This is a genomic window from Arthrobacter alpinus (assembly GCF_900105965.1).
GTDB classification, from domain to species: domain Bacteria; phylum Actinomycetota; class Actinomycetes; order Actinomycetales; family Micrococcaceae; genus Specibacter; species Specibacter alpinus.
The window spans coordinates 1,431,068-1,445,943 of sequence record NZ_FNTV01000001.1; the positions used below are offsets into that span (position 1 = coordinate 1,431,068).

The window sequence follows — 14,876 nt, forward strand, 5'->3', positions numbered from 1 at the left end:
TCGGGGAGCCGCAACATCAGGAGCGCTGAATTGATCCAGCGCACGAATGGCGTCGGGCAGCCAAGGCCTCCAAGCAAAGGAAATTCAATGCAGAATTCATTTTATTCACGCCGCACAGTCATCAGGGCAGGCGGCACTGCCGGATTGGCAGCATTGCTGGCCGCGGGAACCGCAGGGTCCGCGCCGGCCCAAGCACTTACGGGGTCCAGCCCCGCCGAGGACGGGACCACCGTGGTGGACCTTGGTCCGGCCATTGTCCAGTTCTCCCTGATGAGTGGCCAATTGGTCGGCAACACGCTCTACATTGGTTCACGCAACGTGGAACCGGCACGCATTATCGCCCTGGATGTTGCAACCGGCCTTGTGGTGGCCCAAACAGAACTGGCCACGGGCCATTCCGTTCAAACGCTCACAGTTGATGCCGAGGGCAACACGCTCTATGCAGGCATGCTGCAGAAGAGTTCCGGCCCCAGGCCAATGTGTATAGCTGGGACCTGAGGGATTTGGGTAAGCCCGCCACAGGGTTCGGCACCATTGCGGACCGCGATGTACGCGACATCAGCGTTGCCCCGGATGGCACCGTATTTGCCGTGGGCGGGGGTTCAGCCACTGCCCCGGCCCTGTGGGAATTCGATTCGGCAGCGGGCAAGTTTGTCAGCCGAGGCATCCCGGAACCCGGAGCAACGCTGGCCAGGGCAGTGGCTGCCACCAATGACACCGTCTTCTTTGGCGCCGGCAGCACCCTCAATGGCGGCGGCAGCGCAAGCCGCGCCTGCCTTTTTGCCTACAATCGGGCCACAGGTCAGTTCACCCGGGTGACACCGCCGGAACTGGAAACAGATCCCAGCATCCGTGAACTGGCCGTCTTCGGAGACCAGCTCATCGTTGGAACGGCAGCCTCCACCGAACAATCCAAGATGGCAGTCCTGGAGCTGGCCAACGTGTCCACCTACCGCGTTGCCACCTCCGTCGGCATCACCGCCAAAGCCTTCGCCCGCATCGGTGACGTAGTCTACTTCGCCAATGAGATTGGCCTGCTCCAGTACAACCTGACCAGCAATGCCGTCTCCCCGGTTTCCTTCGACGGCCCGGAACTGGGCGAGATTTGGGGCGTGGACGCCTTGTCCGGAAAGGTTGTTGTCACCTCGGCCTACGGTTTCATAGCGACCATTGACCCCATCGCCGGCCAGTGTTCGGTCACCGACCTTGCCGCCGCCGGCGCGCCAGTCCAGGCGCAAACCGCAATGGGCATGGCTGCCGGGGGCGGCTACATCTACGTGGGCGGCAACGGCTCCATTGCCCGCCACTCCGTGACCGGGGGACCGGTCGCCTACCTGCGCGCACCTGGCGAGGCCAAGGACGCCATCATGGTCGGCAACACCTTGTATGCGGGGATGTACAGCGGCCAAGGCATCTGGAAATACAACCCCGAGGACGGCTTGCCGATCACCCAGGCAGCAGCCTTCCCCAAAGCACAAAACAGACCCCTCGACGTAACCTGGGACGCCACCAACGGACTTGTCCTAGTCGGCGCACAATCGGACACGGAGGCTGGCGGTTCGCTCTGGTCCCATGATCCAGCGACCGGCGCCTCAAAGCACTTCATCAACCCGATCGACAATACCCAGCTGCTGCGGGCCGTGGTAGCCCAGGACGGTGTGGCGTACCTGGGCGGCGGAGGGCCCCAGATTCCCGACGGCGGCACCATCGTTGCGTTCAACCCAGTCACAGGAACCGAGCTGTGGCGCATTGCTCCGCAGGACGCCGGCACGGCGGCCCTGGCCGTTCAGGGCCACAACCTGTACGCCCTATCCCGCAAGGGCACCATCACTGTCATCGATGTTCGCACCCGGCAAACCATCCACCAGGCCAGCATCAAGGCCCTGTCCTACGGCTTTGGCGCCATGGTCACCAACAACGGCGTTGTCTACGGCGTCTCCGACACCAGCCTATTTCACTTCGACCCATTCACCTTCGCCGTGGGGACTGTGCTGGCCGACACCGCCGGCGGCTGGTACAGCGGCTCGCACCTGACTAATGATGAAGCTGGCAACATCTACTCCCTGCGCGGCCGCAACCTGGTCCGGCTCGAGGTTCCGTCCTTCCCCCAGTCGGCTGTCCAGGTAGCCACGCGGTCAATCGGGCGCAACACTAAGCTGCAGGTGACCGCAACGAACACCGAGTCCGTGCCGGCCACCATCACCATCGTCACCCCGTATGGCCACAAGCGCTTCACCGACATCCTGCCCGGCGCCAACGCCTACCACCCCTTCACGGTCCGCGCCCAGGACATCCCCGCCGGCGAGGTCACGCTCACCTCCACCGTGCAGGTTGGTGGCCGGCCCGTGACGAGCACCAAGACCGTCACCTACTCGGCCAACTAGCCGCCAATCCAGAGCCGAAGGAAAGATGTGAAGAAGTCAACAACCACCCGCCTTGCGCTCACAGCCGAGGGCACGCTTCTACTCGCAGGTCGTGCCGGAGCGGCCATCGCTGAGGGGGAGATTCCCCAGGGTGCCGCCTAGATTCCTCCACCGGGTTCACGGGCGACGCCGGCCAGCCGGACCTGGGTGCCGACAACCTGGGTTGGGCGCCGCGCTTGGTGGGCGGGGACTGCGCCGTCGGCCCGGGGTCGCTTCCCGAAGGATCCAAAGTCGCTGCATTTCAAGGTCGCTCCCACACATGGCACCGCAGTCTTTTGGACCCAAACAAGAGAAGCCGAGGACTCTCGCTCCCAGTAGACGGGAAACCTCGCAATGGACGGCGGACCTTGGCAGACGGGTGAGATTACCCTTCCACCGTGGGGTGCTCGGCTGCTAGCTGGGAAAAACCCTGCTCGATGGCAGAGCGCAGCATCCACTTTGGCCAAGGAAGCTGAACCGCGTCCAAAGCATCTTCGATGCCAACCCCTGCCGTCCAGGCGCCACGGATTGCCTGTGCCACGGCGGCCAGAGCCCTCGCCTGTCGAATCGCGAACTCACGGTCAACTACCTGACCATGGCCCGGAACGATTACGTCTGTCGGACACACCTTGAGCAAAAGCTCCTCCAATGACGTGGCCCAGTCCAGGGGCCAACTTCCTGAGCCGAACATCGGCGGACCCGCTTCTTCGATCACATCGCCGAGCATCCAAACCCTCGCATCGGGTACGTGAATGGCCAGATCCGTATCGGTATGGCCCTGGGCGATCGGCAGACAGGTGATTACACGCCCACCTGCAGTGAACTCCATCGGTTGATGAATAAGGACGGAAGGCTGGGCCAATACAACACCTGCCCAATCCTTGTCGGGTTCAAGCGTGGGGTCGGCGCGCCAGGCATCCAGTCGGGGACCCTCGAATGCGCCAAAGTGTGCGGGAATACGGTGATGTCCCATGACTGGAACGCCGTTTGCCTCAAACACGGCGTTGCCGAAGCAGTGATCGTAGTGGGCGTGGGTATTGATGGCACCAATGATCGGCATACCGAAACGCTTCTTCAACTCGGTGACGATCTCGTGCGCTTCCGCAGGAGAGCCGCCGGTGTCGACAACCGTCACTCCCGTCGGCCCGACAATCGCGATCACGTTCATCTCATCTGAGCCAAACGGCTTCACGAAAATGCCAGACGCTGCTTCTGCCCACGACATGCTTCTAACGGTACTCCGACCCGACAAACTATCTGTGGTGGCTCGGTATAGCGACAGATTCCACAGCCGCGAATAGCGTTGAGTGTGTGGACGGTTTGAGTTGCCCACCAGGGCCCGACTCACCGGTAATTTGCCCCAGAACGGTGGCGCCATGCATGGCCACGGGCTCCCTTTCTTCCCACTGTGGCATGAGTTCATCTTTGGTCTCTCGGATCTAGGTGTGGGTACACCCGGGGGATCCAGGCGGAAGTTGACTTGCCAGATTTCAACGCCGCGTTCAAGAGCGTCAATGTGTCAAACAAACCGGTCAGTGGAGTCGAAGGGCGTCGTCTTCGTGGTTCGGCTATGTTCCCCAAGGTCGATCTGCAGGCTCTGCAGGGGTGTTTTCACCTCAATGAAAGTTTTCCCATCAACCAAGAAATCCAGTCGTGAATCTCCCAGCTTTTTCTCTCGCTCGACAAGGGTTGGCGTCACAATCCCAGGAAGCAAATGGGCACTGAGCACGCGCCCAACAAGCCTGTTGGCAGCGTTCTGGTTGATGCCAATCCACAAGCGGTCATCATCAGCGCGTTCCGGCGGATCCACGCTGATTGCTTCCACCGTAAATGGCGTCTTTCGTTGAGGGTTGCGGCTGAGGGATAGCAAGCCTTGCAAATCATCCAAGACCAAGTTGCCAATGCGGCCGGTCGTCGGGCAGTGACAGGAGAACTGTTCACCGTTGATCTCGGCAGCGATGATGAAGCGATTGGGCCGACGAATGATGGTGCCGAAAAGCAGTTCTTCGGGAAAGGCAATCGTGTTGTCGATCATGGGAAGTTCGGGATATATGAGATCTTTCGGTGGGGGACTATTAGGTGAATCAATGAATACTTGACACAAGCTGTCAAGTATTCATTGGAGAATTCGATTGTGCGCCCAGACCGGCTCTTATCCATGCTGCTGTTACGCCAGACCCACGGGACGATGGCTGCACCGAGGCTGGCTGCAGAGCTAGAAGTATCGGTACGCACCGTGTATCGCGACATGGAATCCTTGTCATCGGCCGGTGTGCCGGTCTATGCAGAGCGCGGACGTAACGGCGGAATCAGCATCCTTCCTGACTTCCGGACGGATATTAGTGGCATGACTCCCGAAGAAGCCCAGGCACTGTTCGTCCTGCTGGACGATACGGCCCACACTGCTCTGGGCTTTGGCGAGTCTCTCCGCTCAGCCCTGCGCAAACTCATGACCGCCCTACCTACATCCCATCGTGACCAGGCCACCCGAGTGAGTCAGTGGATTCTCGTGCACCCAAGTCCCAGGTGACGCAGACCTGCACTCTTTGAAGTCTGGCGCGATCTGGATGCCCAGTCCCTGCTGGCCTTTGGAACCGACGTCGAAGTCCTCAGCCCCGAACCGCTCATCACCCACCTGGCCTCCATCATTGATCAGCTCCATCAACGAAGCGCCGGCCCACCAAACTAGGGCGAGTCGAGGCTTCAAAGAGGGGCGGTACTAGCTCCCACTCCCCGAATTGGGATTCGCGAATGGGGCCATGTCCCAGATGAAGACAACATGGGAGATATCCCGTTATGGAACAATGCGGGCGAGCTGTCGTCGCCGTAAGCGCCAACCAAGTCGAAGCGCGAATACATCCGGCCGACGTTCTCCCATAAGGCGCGGAATGCTTGGGCGCCTTCGACCGGTCCTTCCGGGCTGAAAGCCGTCACGTCCTCGGTGACCTTACTCATCAACGTATCCAAGTCACCCTTCGCCCCTGCCTCAAAGCAGGTCATCGCAATCTGGGCCGGTGTTGTTGAAATACTCATATGGCTCATTCCACTCGTCGCATTCACTTGCATATGGATTCTGCCCCCCAATACTTGACACCATTCGTCAGGTATTAAAAGAAGTGGTGGAAACTATTGGATCTGCCCGACGAAAATTAGCCGATTAACCTCCTTGGGCATATGCCCGCGTTCACACCACATCGGGGTGGCTTCGTCACTGGAATAGAGAATCTTGCCCGGAACAACCGTCGCGTTTCATACATGCACCTACACGTCGTAGTCGCGGCAGATTCTGGGCCTGCTTCCGTGACAGCAGGAGTACGATCACCTCATGAGCTCGGAAGTCAGCACATATCTCAGCACGATCGAGGGCGCCGATCGCGCCGCACTGGAACGCATCTACGCGATTGCGCGCGAAATGGTGCCCGAGGCGGAGGAAGGCACAAGCTACTCCATGGCAGCGCTCATTTACCGCGGCAAGGCCCTCATCGCAACCGTGCAGGCAAAGAAGTTTCTGGCACTCTACCCATACAGTGGCGCAGTGGTGGCAGCCAATCTCCACGTGCTGACCAATTTCGAGACGACGACCGGGAGCATTCACTATTCTGCGGAGCATCAACTACCGGAAGTTGCCGTGCGGCGCATTGTTCAGACTCGGCGGGCCGAGATCGACGCGTCAAGCCGCGACGCAAAGGTTGCTGGCTAAACCTTCAACAAAACCTTGGGAAGGCCTATATGTTGCGGTGAGTGAGCGGGACACGGCAGGATGAGCCAATGACTATCGAAGAACTGTACCGCGACCTGCACGCCCATCCGGAACTCTCCTTCGAGGAGACACGCACGGCCGCGATCGCCGCCGTCGAACTTCGTTCTGCGGGGTTCGACGTCATCGAGGGGATCGGGATTACAGGGGTAGCTGGAGTCCTTCGCAATGGTGACGGACCGACTGTATTGTTGCGGGCTGACATGGATGCACTGCCCGTGACGGAGGACACCGGCCTCGCGTATGCGAGCACCGTGCCTGGCATTATGCACGCATGCGGGCACGATGTGCACGTCACGTGCCTGATCGGCGCGATCCGGGAGCTGGCCACCACACGGGCGGAATGGGTTGGCACGGTTGTCGCCGTGTTCCAGCCGGCTGAGGAAGCCGGCGGCGGCGCACAAGCAATGCTCGACGCCGGGTTGTATGAGAAAGTGCCGGTGCCGGATGTGGTGCTCGGCCAGCATGTCGGTCCCGCGCCCGCCGGGATGCTCGGCGCTCACTCCGGCGCGGCCTTTGCCTCGGCCGACAGCATCGACATCACGGTGCGTGGACGCGGTGGCCACGGGTCGCGGCCCGAGACCACTATCGATCCGATCGTGATCGCGGCGGCCGTCGTGGGCCGGCTGCAGACGATCGTCTCCCGCGAGATCGCAGCGCAGGACACCTCCGTTGTGACGGTCGGACGGATGAGCGCCGGCACAAAGAACAACATCATCCCGGAGACCGCCGAACTCGGACTGAGCATACGTGCCTACAGCGAGGAAGTGCGGCTGCGTATGATCGCCGCGATCGAGCGGATCGTTCGCGCCGAGTCCGCGGCGTCGGGCGCGCCCGAGCCAGTCGTCGAATTCGCCGAATCATTTCCGGTAACTGTCAACGACGGCGATGCCACCGGGCGCACGATGGCCGCATTCCGGTCGGCGTTCGGCGAAGAAGCGGTCATAGACCCAGGCCCCGTCTCCGGCAGCGAAGACGTTGGCCTGCTCGCGACGGCGGCTGGCGCACCCCTGGTCTACTGGATACTCGGAGGCGCACACCCGGAAAAATACCTCGCCGCCGCGAATGCGGGGACCATCGACCGCGACATCCCGTCGAACCATTCGCCCTCCTTCGCTCCGGAAATCCAACCGACGCTTGATCGTGGGGTCGCGGCACTTGTCACCGCCTGCCGTGAGTGGCTGCGCTCATGAGGCCGGGTGGAGGGCTGAACGTGAGCTGACCGCTGGAGGTGCCGGCAAAGTGGACGGTCGCAGTGGTGCCATAGCGCGGCGTTCGCCACGTCGACCACCGCGCGGCTGTCATGTTCTCCGTAACATCCTTGACCGGATGAGGCTGGTGCGCTTTAGTTCATAATGAACAAGAGAACATTAATAAACACCGAGGGGATGGCTGCATGCTGACCGACGACCGCCACGCACTGATTTTGCGGGAGCTCCAGCACAGAGGATCATTGAACGTCTCCGAGTTGGCCGCACGCATAGGGGTTTCGGGCATGACCCTGCGGCGCGATCTGGCCGCGCTGGAAGACCAGGGTTCGCTGCAGCGTGTCCACGGCGGAGCCGTGTCCGTTGCCGCAGCGACTGTCGAGGGAAATTCACAGCATCATGGAGGTCCCGGGGGAGCGCTCCAACAGCAGCGTGCCCGGGGCAGGGGGAGGACTGGCCCGGGGGTTCGCACGCCCATTGCCACGATCGGCATGGTGGTGCCCAGCGCCAGCTATTACTTCCCCTCAGTCATCCGCGGCGCGGAAGCTGCCGCCCGAGATTTGGGTGTGCGGCTGGTGCTGGCCATCTCGAACTACTCCCAGACGGAGGAGCAGCGACAAATTGAGCGCCTCCTGGCCAACGGCGTGGACGGCCTGCTTGTGACCCCCAGCGGTGAATCTTTGGCGAACGGCAACACGCTCAAGGCGCTTTCCCTGGCCAACGTCCCGGTGGTCATCGCCGAGCGCCCCATTGACGACGTGCTTGACGACGTCGCATTGGAATCGGTGCGCAGTGACCATGTCAGAGGTGCTGAGATTGCCATCAACCACTTGATTGGCCTGGGGCATCAAGACATTGGACTCTGCGTGCGCCAGAGCAGCCCCACGGCGGTTCGCGTGCTCAAGGGCTACCGACTGGCGCTTGAGCGCGCCGGCATGGAGCACCGGGACAGCAGCGCACGCTTCATCACCGTGGACCGCGACCAGCCTGAGGCGCTGCGGGAACAAATTGAGGAACTTGTCGACTGGGTTGCGGTTTCCAAATTCACGGCCATGCTAGTCCTCAACGATGAGGACGCGCTGACCTTTGTGGATTGCTGCCACGAACGGGGCATCTCCATTCCCGGCGACCTGGCCGTTGTGGCCTACGACGACGAGATTGCCTCCATGGGTGCCGTACCCCTGACTGCCGTGGCCCCGCCCAAATTCGATGTGGGCTACCAGGCGCTGCAGATGTGCCTGAACCGTATTGGCCCCCACTTTGGGAATGCGACGGCACTGCAGCAGGTCAGCCTGTCGCCGTCACTCATGGTCAGGGAGTCCTCGGCACCTCAGTAAGAGCCATCGGGCGGGCTTTCGGGCCACGCCAACACTACTTATGTTCACTCTTGTTCATTTGGCCGTTTGTGTTCACGTTTGGGTGTTTCATTGATGTAGCGCATGTGTTGTGGGGCACATGAAAACGTTCATCAGGGAATTCAAAGGAGAACACAATGAAGCGTCGCACACTACTCATCGGAGCAGCCGGACTGCTCGGAACCGGCCTGTTGGCGACCGCCTGCGGCACCTCAGAGAAGCCGGCCGCCAACGTTGGCCCGGTCGCGGCACCCAAGGGCGATGTCACTTTCTGGTCAGCACTGGCCGGCATGGACAAGGTCTCGGAGGCATTCAACACCAGCCAGAGTGACATCAAGGTCAAGTTCGAACCCATCCCCGACGGTTCCAATGGCGGCTACGCCAAGTTGTCAACGGCCATTACGGCCGGCAACGGTCCGGACGTTTCCACAGTTGAGTACCCCCAGCTCCCGCAGTTTGTCAGCAATGGCCAGGTGGTTCCGCTTAACGAGCTGATCGACAAAGGCGCAAGTATCGACAAGTACTCGAAGCAGATTCGTGGAATGGTCGAGTTTGGTGGAAACATTTACGGGCTGCCCTACGACGCCGCCGCGCAAATTTTCTGGGTCCGCAAGGATCTCCTGGATGAAGCCGGCGCCGCAGTTCCAACCACATGGGAAGAGTTCGAAGAAGCTGGCAAGAAGCTCAAGACGATCAGTCCCGATCGCTACCTCGCAAGCTTTAACCCCAATGAAGTGCCCATCACGGCGGCTCTCTCATGGCAGGGTGGCGCAAAATGGTTCAACTCCGAGAATGACCAGTGGAAAATCGGCATCAACGATGAGGCGACCATGAAGGTTGCCGCCTTCTGGCAGAAGATGATCGATGCAAAGATCGTCAAAGTTCAGCAGGCCGCCAGCGATGAGTGGGGCATGGATCTGGCTCAGGGCAACGTTGCAGGCGTACTTGGTGCCAGCTGGACTGCCAGGGGACTGCAGAAGCGCGTGGAAAAAGCGGGCCAGAAGGGCGCATGGGTTGCCGCGCAGATGCCCACATGGGGAGAGCCTGCCGGCGCGTTCTACGGCGGTTCCAGCTTCAACGTCACCAAGGGCAGCAAGAACCCCGCGGCCGCGGCAAAGTTCATCCAGTACCTGACCACCGATCCGAAAGCCATTGAGGCCCGCGGCAACGGCGGTGCTGCAGTCATCGCATTCCCCGGCTTGACGGCCGTGGCGCAGAAAGCCTTCGACTCGAGCTTCTTTGGCAACGACATCTATACAGTCTTCGCAGCAGCCTCAAAGAATGTCACCCCCGGATGGCAGTGGGGCCCCAACTGGGAAATCACCAAGACCGCCATCGGGGACGCCTACGGCAAACTCACCACTGGGGGCACCGTTGGCGAGGCCATCACCTCGGCGCAGAAGGCAACCGTTGAGGGCTTGAAGCAGTCTGGCCTGTCCGTTTCTGAGTAGCAGCACGGCGGGCTGATCCCTCCACACAGGGGAGCGGCCCGCCGCAAGAGGAGAACATCATGGCCACACAGGCACCAGCAGTACCTAGGCGCAGGAAGCGCACAGCTACGGGAAACAGCGGCAGAACCGCCGCCCTGTTTCTCACCCCCTTTTTCGCCGTCTTTGCCGTGGCCATGGTTGCCCCGGTTTTCTACTCGATTTGGCTGGGCTTCTTCAGCGAGCGAAAATCCGGGCTCGGATTCGGCGACCCCGTCACCACCTTCGTTGGCCTTGAAAACTACGTGCAGGTCTTACAGTCAGAGAGTTTCGTCCGTGGCCTGCTGCGCCTTGCCATGTACTGCGCAATGTACATTCCGGCCATGGTGGGCGGTGCCGTCATCTTTGCACTTCTCCTTGATGCCAGCGTTGCGAAGGCCAAGAAGATGTTCCAACTGCTTGTCTTCCTGCCGCACGCCGTACCCGGCGTCATCGCGGCCTTGATCTGGGCTTACCTTTACACCCCGGGCATCAGTCCGTTGGTTCAGGCCCTGGAATCCGGCAGCATACAGATCAATTTCCTGGACGCCCACATGGTGCTCCCCTCGGTGGTGAACATTGCCGTATGGGAATGGACCGGCTACAACGTCATCATCCTGTTCACCGCCTTGCAAGCAGTTCCCCGCGAGATCTTGGAGGCCGCCCGCGTTGACGGCGCCAGCGAGGTCCGCTTGTCCCTGGCCATCAAGTTCCCCTTGGTCCTGCCAGCGCTCAGCGTCATCATGCTCTTCACCATGATCGGGACCTTGCAACTGTTCACCGAGCCAATGATTCTGGCCAAGGCCACATCGTCAATCACCACAACGTGGGTGCCCAACATGTGGGCCTACGATGCCGCTTTCAACAAGCACAACCTTAACCAGGCGGCGGCAGCCTCAATCATCATCGCGTTGTTGGCGGCAGTCCTGTCCTTCGTCGTCACACGCTCCAGCAACAAGGCGGGCAAATCATGAGCACCGAAACTATCCTTCGCCCGAAGGTCTCACGAAGGCAGCAGGAATCTCCCCATCAAAAGAGTTCCAAACGCGACGGCGGTTTAGCCAGCAAGTTCACCGTCAACGGCCTGTTGGTGTTGGGCTGTGCCTACATGGTCATCCCCGTAGTCTGGCTGCTTTTCGCCTCCACCAAGAACACTGCCGATCTTTACGGCACCAGCGCCTTTGCCTTCGGCGACTTTGCCCTCTTTGACAACATTGCCAACATTGCCAGGCAGGATGGCGGCGTCTTCTTCCGTTGGATGGCAAACTCCATCATTTACGCCGGATTCGGGGCGGTGTTTGGTGGACTGATTGCCGTCATGGCTGGCTACGCCTTTGACAAGTTCAACTTCCGCTGGAAAGAATCCTTTTTCGGCGTGGTCCTGATTGGCGTTCTGGTGCCCAACACGGCCACCGTGCTGCCAATGTACCTGCTGGCATCTGAAGTTGGTTTGACCAATACCATGTGGGCCGTTCTCATCCCCGTGCTGTGCAACCCCTTCGGCGTGTATCTGGCCAGGGTATACAGTGCCGGATACATTCCGGCGGAGACTCTCGAAGCCGCACGCGTTGACGGTGCCGGACCCATCCGTTCCTTCTTCTCCGTTGGCCTGCCCATGATGGTTCCAGGCTTCGTCACCATCGGCCTTTTTCAATTTGTTGGCGTGTGGAACAACTTCATGCTGCCCCTGGTGATGTTGCAGAACCAGCAACTGCTGCCGGTGAGCGTTGGCATTTCCATCTGGCAGGGCCACACGGTTCAGCTGCCGGACTACGCCCCCTTGGTCATCACGGGATCTTTTCTCTCCATCATTCCGCTGCTCATCGCCTTCATCATGTTGCAGCGTTTTTGGAAGTCTGGCCTCACAGCAGGGAGCGTCAAATGAGCCACCCCGCACCGTTGCCGAACGTGGCACTGGCCATGCCGGCAGCCACAGCCAACAGGCTGTTCACTGCCCGGCTGCTCGATGCCCTGGCCGACGGGGTCAACCTGCTCAGCCGCGAGCCGCTGGAAGACTTCTCCTCCGCGGCGGCCCTGGCAGTTCTCGCCAATACTGACATTCTCATCACTGGGTGGGGATGCCAACAGATCGATGCGGATGTACTCGACGCCGCACCTCGCCTGCGATACATTCTCCACGCAGCCGGAACCGTCAAGAATCATGTCACCGAGGCTTGTTGGGACCGCGGCATCCAGGTCAGCACGGCCGCTGACGCCAACGCCCTGCCTGTTGCCGAGTACACCCTGGCCATGATCTTGCTGGCCAACAAGAACATTCTGCAACTTGGCCAACTAGTGCATTCGCGTCATTCGCCTGTCAGCCCGGAGGCAGAGTTCCCGTCGATGGGCAATTACCGCAAACGAGTGGGAATCATTGGAGCCTCCAAAATTGGCCGGCACGTGATTCGACTATTGCGGCCCTTTGATGTGGACGTGGTGGTTGCCGATCCCTTCCTTGACGATGCCGAGGCAACCGTTTTGGGGACCGCTCTGGTAACGCTGGAGGAACTGGCCAGCACATCCGACGTCGTCAGTCTGCATGCACCATCCTTGCCATCCACGCTGAACCTCATTAGCAAAGAAATCATTGCCAGCTTCGGCCCGGGCACCACGTTCATCAACACCGCCCGCGGCGAGCTCGTGGATCAGGATGCCCTTCTGGACCGGCTCCAACAGGGTGATTTGTACGCGGTGCTCGACGTGACAACGCCTTGGGAACTTCCACCAGACTCCGGGTTCTACACAAACCCCAATGTGCTGTTGACACCACATATTGCCGGTTCCCTGGGCACCGAGTTGGAGCGGCTGGCGGCCACCGTGGTGGCGGAAGCACATCGTGTCGCGAAGGGCGAGCCGCTGCGCCATGCCCTCCCTGCTGAACAACTCTCGATAACCGCCTAGCGGCTACTCGGAGCCGCTTCATCCCCGGCATGGGAAACAAAGAAGCGTGGCGTTCGGCGTCGTGAAAAACAACGTCGAACGCCACGCTTGGCAGGCTGGCGGGGAACCTTTAGTGAACCGGCATGGAATCCTTCGCCGGTGCCGGCGAGTCATGGCCAGTTTCGGCGGGGGCTTTGCCCATGAATGCGGCAATCACCACGATGCCCAGGGATACGCAGGCGGCAACCATGAAGCCGTTGCTGAATCCGCTGGCTTGGGCCGCGATCTCGTCCTTGCCGGCCGCAGCAGCGGCAACTGTCCCGGCGGACATGACGCCTACCAACAAGGCAGTGCCGGCGGCGCCACCAAGCTGTTGAAGCGTGGAGAGCACTGCAGAACCGTGCGAGTGCAGCGAATGCGGCAACGGGTTCAGTCCCGCCGTAAAGGCCGGGGTAAAGATAAACGCCAACGCGATCGACATCAGCAGGTGCAGGCCAATGATCATGGGCAGCGCCGTGTTCTGATCAAGCTGGGTGTAACTGAAGAGGATCACCGAGAGCAAAATACCGCCCGGGATCAACAGCGGGCGCGGGCCCACCTTGTCGAACAATTTGCCTACCCAGGGGGCCAGCAAACCCATCATCAGACCACCCGGAAGCATCAGCAGTCCGGTGGTCAAGACGTCAAGCCCACGCACGTTCTGCAGGTACATGGGTAGCAAAATGATCACACCGAACAGCGCCACCATGGCCATCACCATCAGTGCCAGCGCCAACGTGAATTGCCGGTGCAGGAACGGACGCATGTCCAGCAGTGCCGCATCCGTCCGTTGCAGTCGCAGCTGCAGGAGGACAAAGCTGATCAGGAACACAAGGGAAACTCCAAGCGCCACAGTGGCGATCAGGTGAGTCTGTGCATCGGGGGATCCGATCCCACTGAGCCCGTACACCAAGCCGCCAAAGGCCGGAATGGACAGCAGAACGGAGGGGATGGACAGCTTGGAAGAGGATCGCTTGGTATCGCGAGGCAGGAGGCGCGAGCCAAGGACCAACGCGACCACGGCGATGGGCAGGACAAAGAGGAACATGAATCGCCATGACAACGAATGCAAGATAAGTCCGGAAAGCGTGGGGCCAATGGCCGGAGCCACGGCAATCACGATCGAGACGTTGCCCATGACGGCGCCGCGACGGTTGGAGGGTACCAAGTCCAAAATTGTGGTCATCAGCAGCGGCATCATGATCGCCGTACCGGAAGCCTGCACCACGCGGGCCAACAGCAGCACCTCAAACCCGGGCGCCACACCCGCTAGCAAGGTGCCAACGGAGAACAAGCCCATGGCCAGAATGAACACCGTTCGGATGGGCATGCGGGTCAGAAGGTAGCCCGTTGCCGGGATCACCACGGACATGGTGAGCATGAAGGCCGTTGCCAGCCACTGAATCGCCGAGGGTGAGACCTGGAATTCGTGCATGAGGCGAGGCAGGGCCACGTTCATGATGGTTTCGTTCAAAATGACGACAAACGCGGAAACCAGTAGCACCGTAATGGTGGTGCGGTCCCGCGCCGAGAGCCTGTCAGGGGCATCAAGGTGAGAAATAGACATAAGGGGTCCTGAATCCAAGAGAAAAAACATGTGGGTTGCCGGGACTGTTTACGCAAGGGCCGGCGCCCGTGAAAGCAGAAGTCACATGTGAAAGCGTCGAACATGGCGTATCTATTCCCAGTTTTCCCTCAGGATTGGAAGAATATTCGACGTCGGCGCCCGGCATCCAGGGGTGAATCCGGCGGGCATTCTCCGGGTTGCC

General features: G+C 60.5%; 13 protein-coding genes. 10 read left to right on the top strand and 3 right to left on the bottom strand.

The genetic code is table 11. The annotated features are described in order from the left end of the window. Nucleotides 1–87 precede the first annotated feature (87 nt). Together BLV41_RS22450 and BLV41_RS06730 are read left to right on the top strand one after the other, a co-directional pair. Entirely contained in the window at nt 88–498 is a 411-nt protein-coding gene (locus BLV41_RS22450) for a hypothetical protein (protein WP_074711104.1), read from the top strand. A gap of 5 nt (nt 499–503) precedes the next feature. Then, nucleotides 504–2,384, top strand: coding sequence for an outer membrane protein assembly factor BamB family protein (locus tag BLV41_RS06730; protein WP_074711105.1), 1,881 nt, complete (start codon nt 504–506; stop codon nt 2,382–2,384). A gap of 403 nt (nt 2,385–2,787) precedes the next feature. On the opposite strand, the gene BLV41_RS21630 is transcribed toward BLV41_RS06730, so the two are convergent. Together BLV41_RS21630 and BLV41_RS21635 are read right to left on the bottom strand one after the other, a co-directional pair. Next, on the bottom strand, nt 2,788–3,570 hold the full coding sequence (locus tag BLV41_RS21630; protein WP_211481611.1) for an MBL fold metallo-hydrolase: 783 nt from the start codon (nt 3,568–3,570) through the stop codon (nt 2,788–2,790). Between the two features lie 351 nt (nt 3,571–3,921). Further along, on the bottom strand, nt 3,922–4,437 hold the full coding sequence (locus tag BLV41_RS21635) for a DNA/RNA nuclease SfsA (protein WP_074711107.1): 516 nt from the start codon (nt 4,435–4,437) through the stop codon (nt 3,922–3,924). A 60-nt stretch (nt 4,438–4,497) separates the two neighbouring features. On the opposite strand from BLV41_RS21635, the gene BLV41_RS06745 reads away from it, so the two are divergent. From BLV41_RS06745 to BLV41_RS06785, 8 genes are all read left to right on the top strand, one after another. After that, a complete protein-coding gene (locus tag BLV41_RS06745) occupies nt 4,498–4,932 on the top strand; it encodes a helix-turn-helix transcriptional regulator (RefSeq protein WP_074711108.1) in 435 nt (144 codons plus the stop codon). A gap of 795 nt (nt 4,933–5,727) precedes the next feature. Next, complete coding sequence (locus BLV41_RS06755; protein ID WP_074711110.1) at nt 5,728–6,102, top strand: iron chaperone; 375 nt, start codon at nt 5,728–5,730, stop codon at nt 6,100–6,102. A gap of 68 nt (nt 6,103–6,170) precedes the next feature. Next, nucleotides 6,171–7,352 carry an amidohydrolase gene (locus tag BLV41_RS06760; RefSeq protein ID WP_074711111.1) on the top strand — a complete coding sequence of 394 codons (1,182 nt, stop codon included), beginning with the start codon at nt 6,171–6,173 and terminating at the stop codon, nt 7,350–7,352. 203 nt (nt 7,353–7,555) lie between these two features. Beyond that, nucleotides 7,556–8,704, top strand: a complete 1,149-nt coding sequence (locus BLV41_RS06765; RefSeq protein WP_074711112.1) for a substrate-binding domain-containing protein — start codon at nt 7,556–7,558, stop codon at nt 8,702–8,704. A gap of 155 nt (nt 8,705–8,859) precedes the next feature. Beyond that, a complete protein-coding gene (locus tag BLV41_RS06770; RefSeq protein WP_074711113.1) occupies nt 8,860–10,173 on the top strand; it encodes an ABC transporter substrate-binding protein in 1,314 nt (437 codons plus the stop codon). A gap of 59 nt (nt 10,174–10,232) precedes the next feature. Then, the gene (locus tag BLV41_RS06775) at nt 10,233–11,162 is read left to right on the top strand and encodes a carbohydrate ABC transporter permease (protein ID WP_074711114.1); all 930 of its coding nucleotides are present in this window, start codon (nt 10,233–10,235) and stop codon (nt 11,160–11,162) included. Next, entirely contained in the window at nt 11,159–12,073 is a 915-nt protein-coding gene (locus BLV41_RS06780; protein WP_074711115.1) for a carbohydrate ABC transporter permease, read from the top strand. The genes BLV41_RS06775 and BLV41_RS06780 overlap by 4 nt, the downstream gene beginning before the upstream one ends. Continuing rightward, nucleotides 12,070–13,089, top strand: coding sequence for a hydroxyacid dehydrogenase (locus tag BLV41_RS06785; RefSeq protein WP_074711116.1), 1,020 nt, complete (start codon nt 12,070–12,072; stop codon nt 13,087–13,089). Before BLV41_RS06780 ends, BLV41_RS06785 begins: the two co-directional genes overlap by 4 nt. 109 nt (nt 13,090–13,198) lie before the next feature. Here BLV41_RS06785 and BLV41_RS06790 read toward each other — a convergent pair whose 3' ends face one another. Next, complete coding sequence (locus BLV41_RS06790; protein ID WP_074711117.1) at nt 13,199–14,674, bottom strand: MDR family MFS transporter; 1,476 nt, start codon at nt 14,672–14,674, stop codon at nt 13,199–13,201. Between the last annotated feature and the right edge of the window lie 202 nt (nt 14,675–14,876).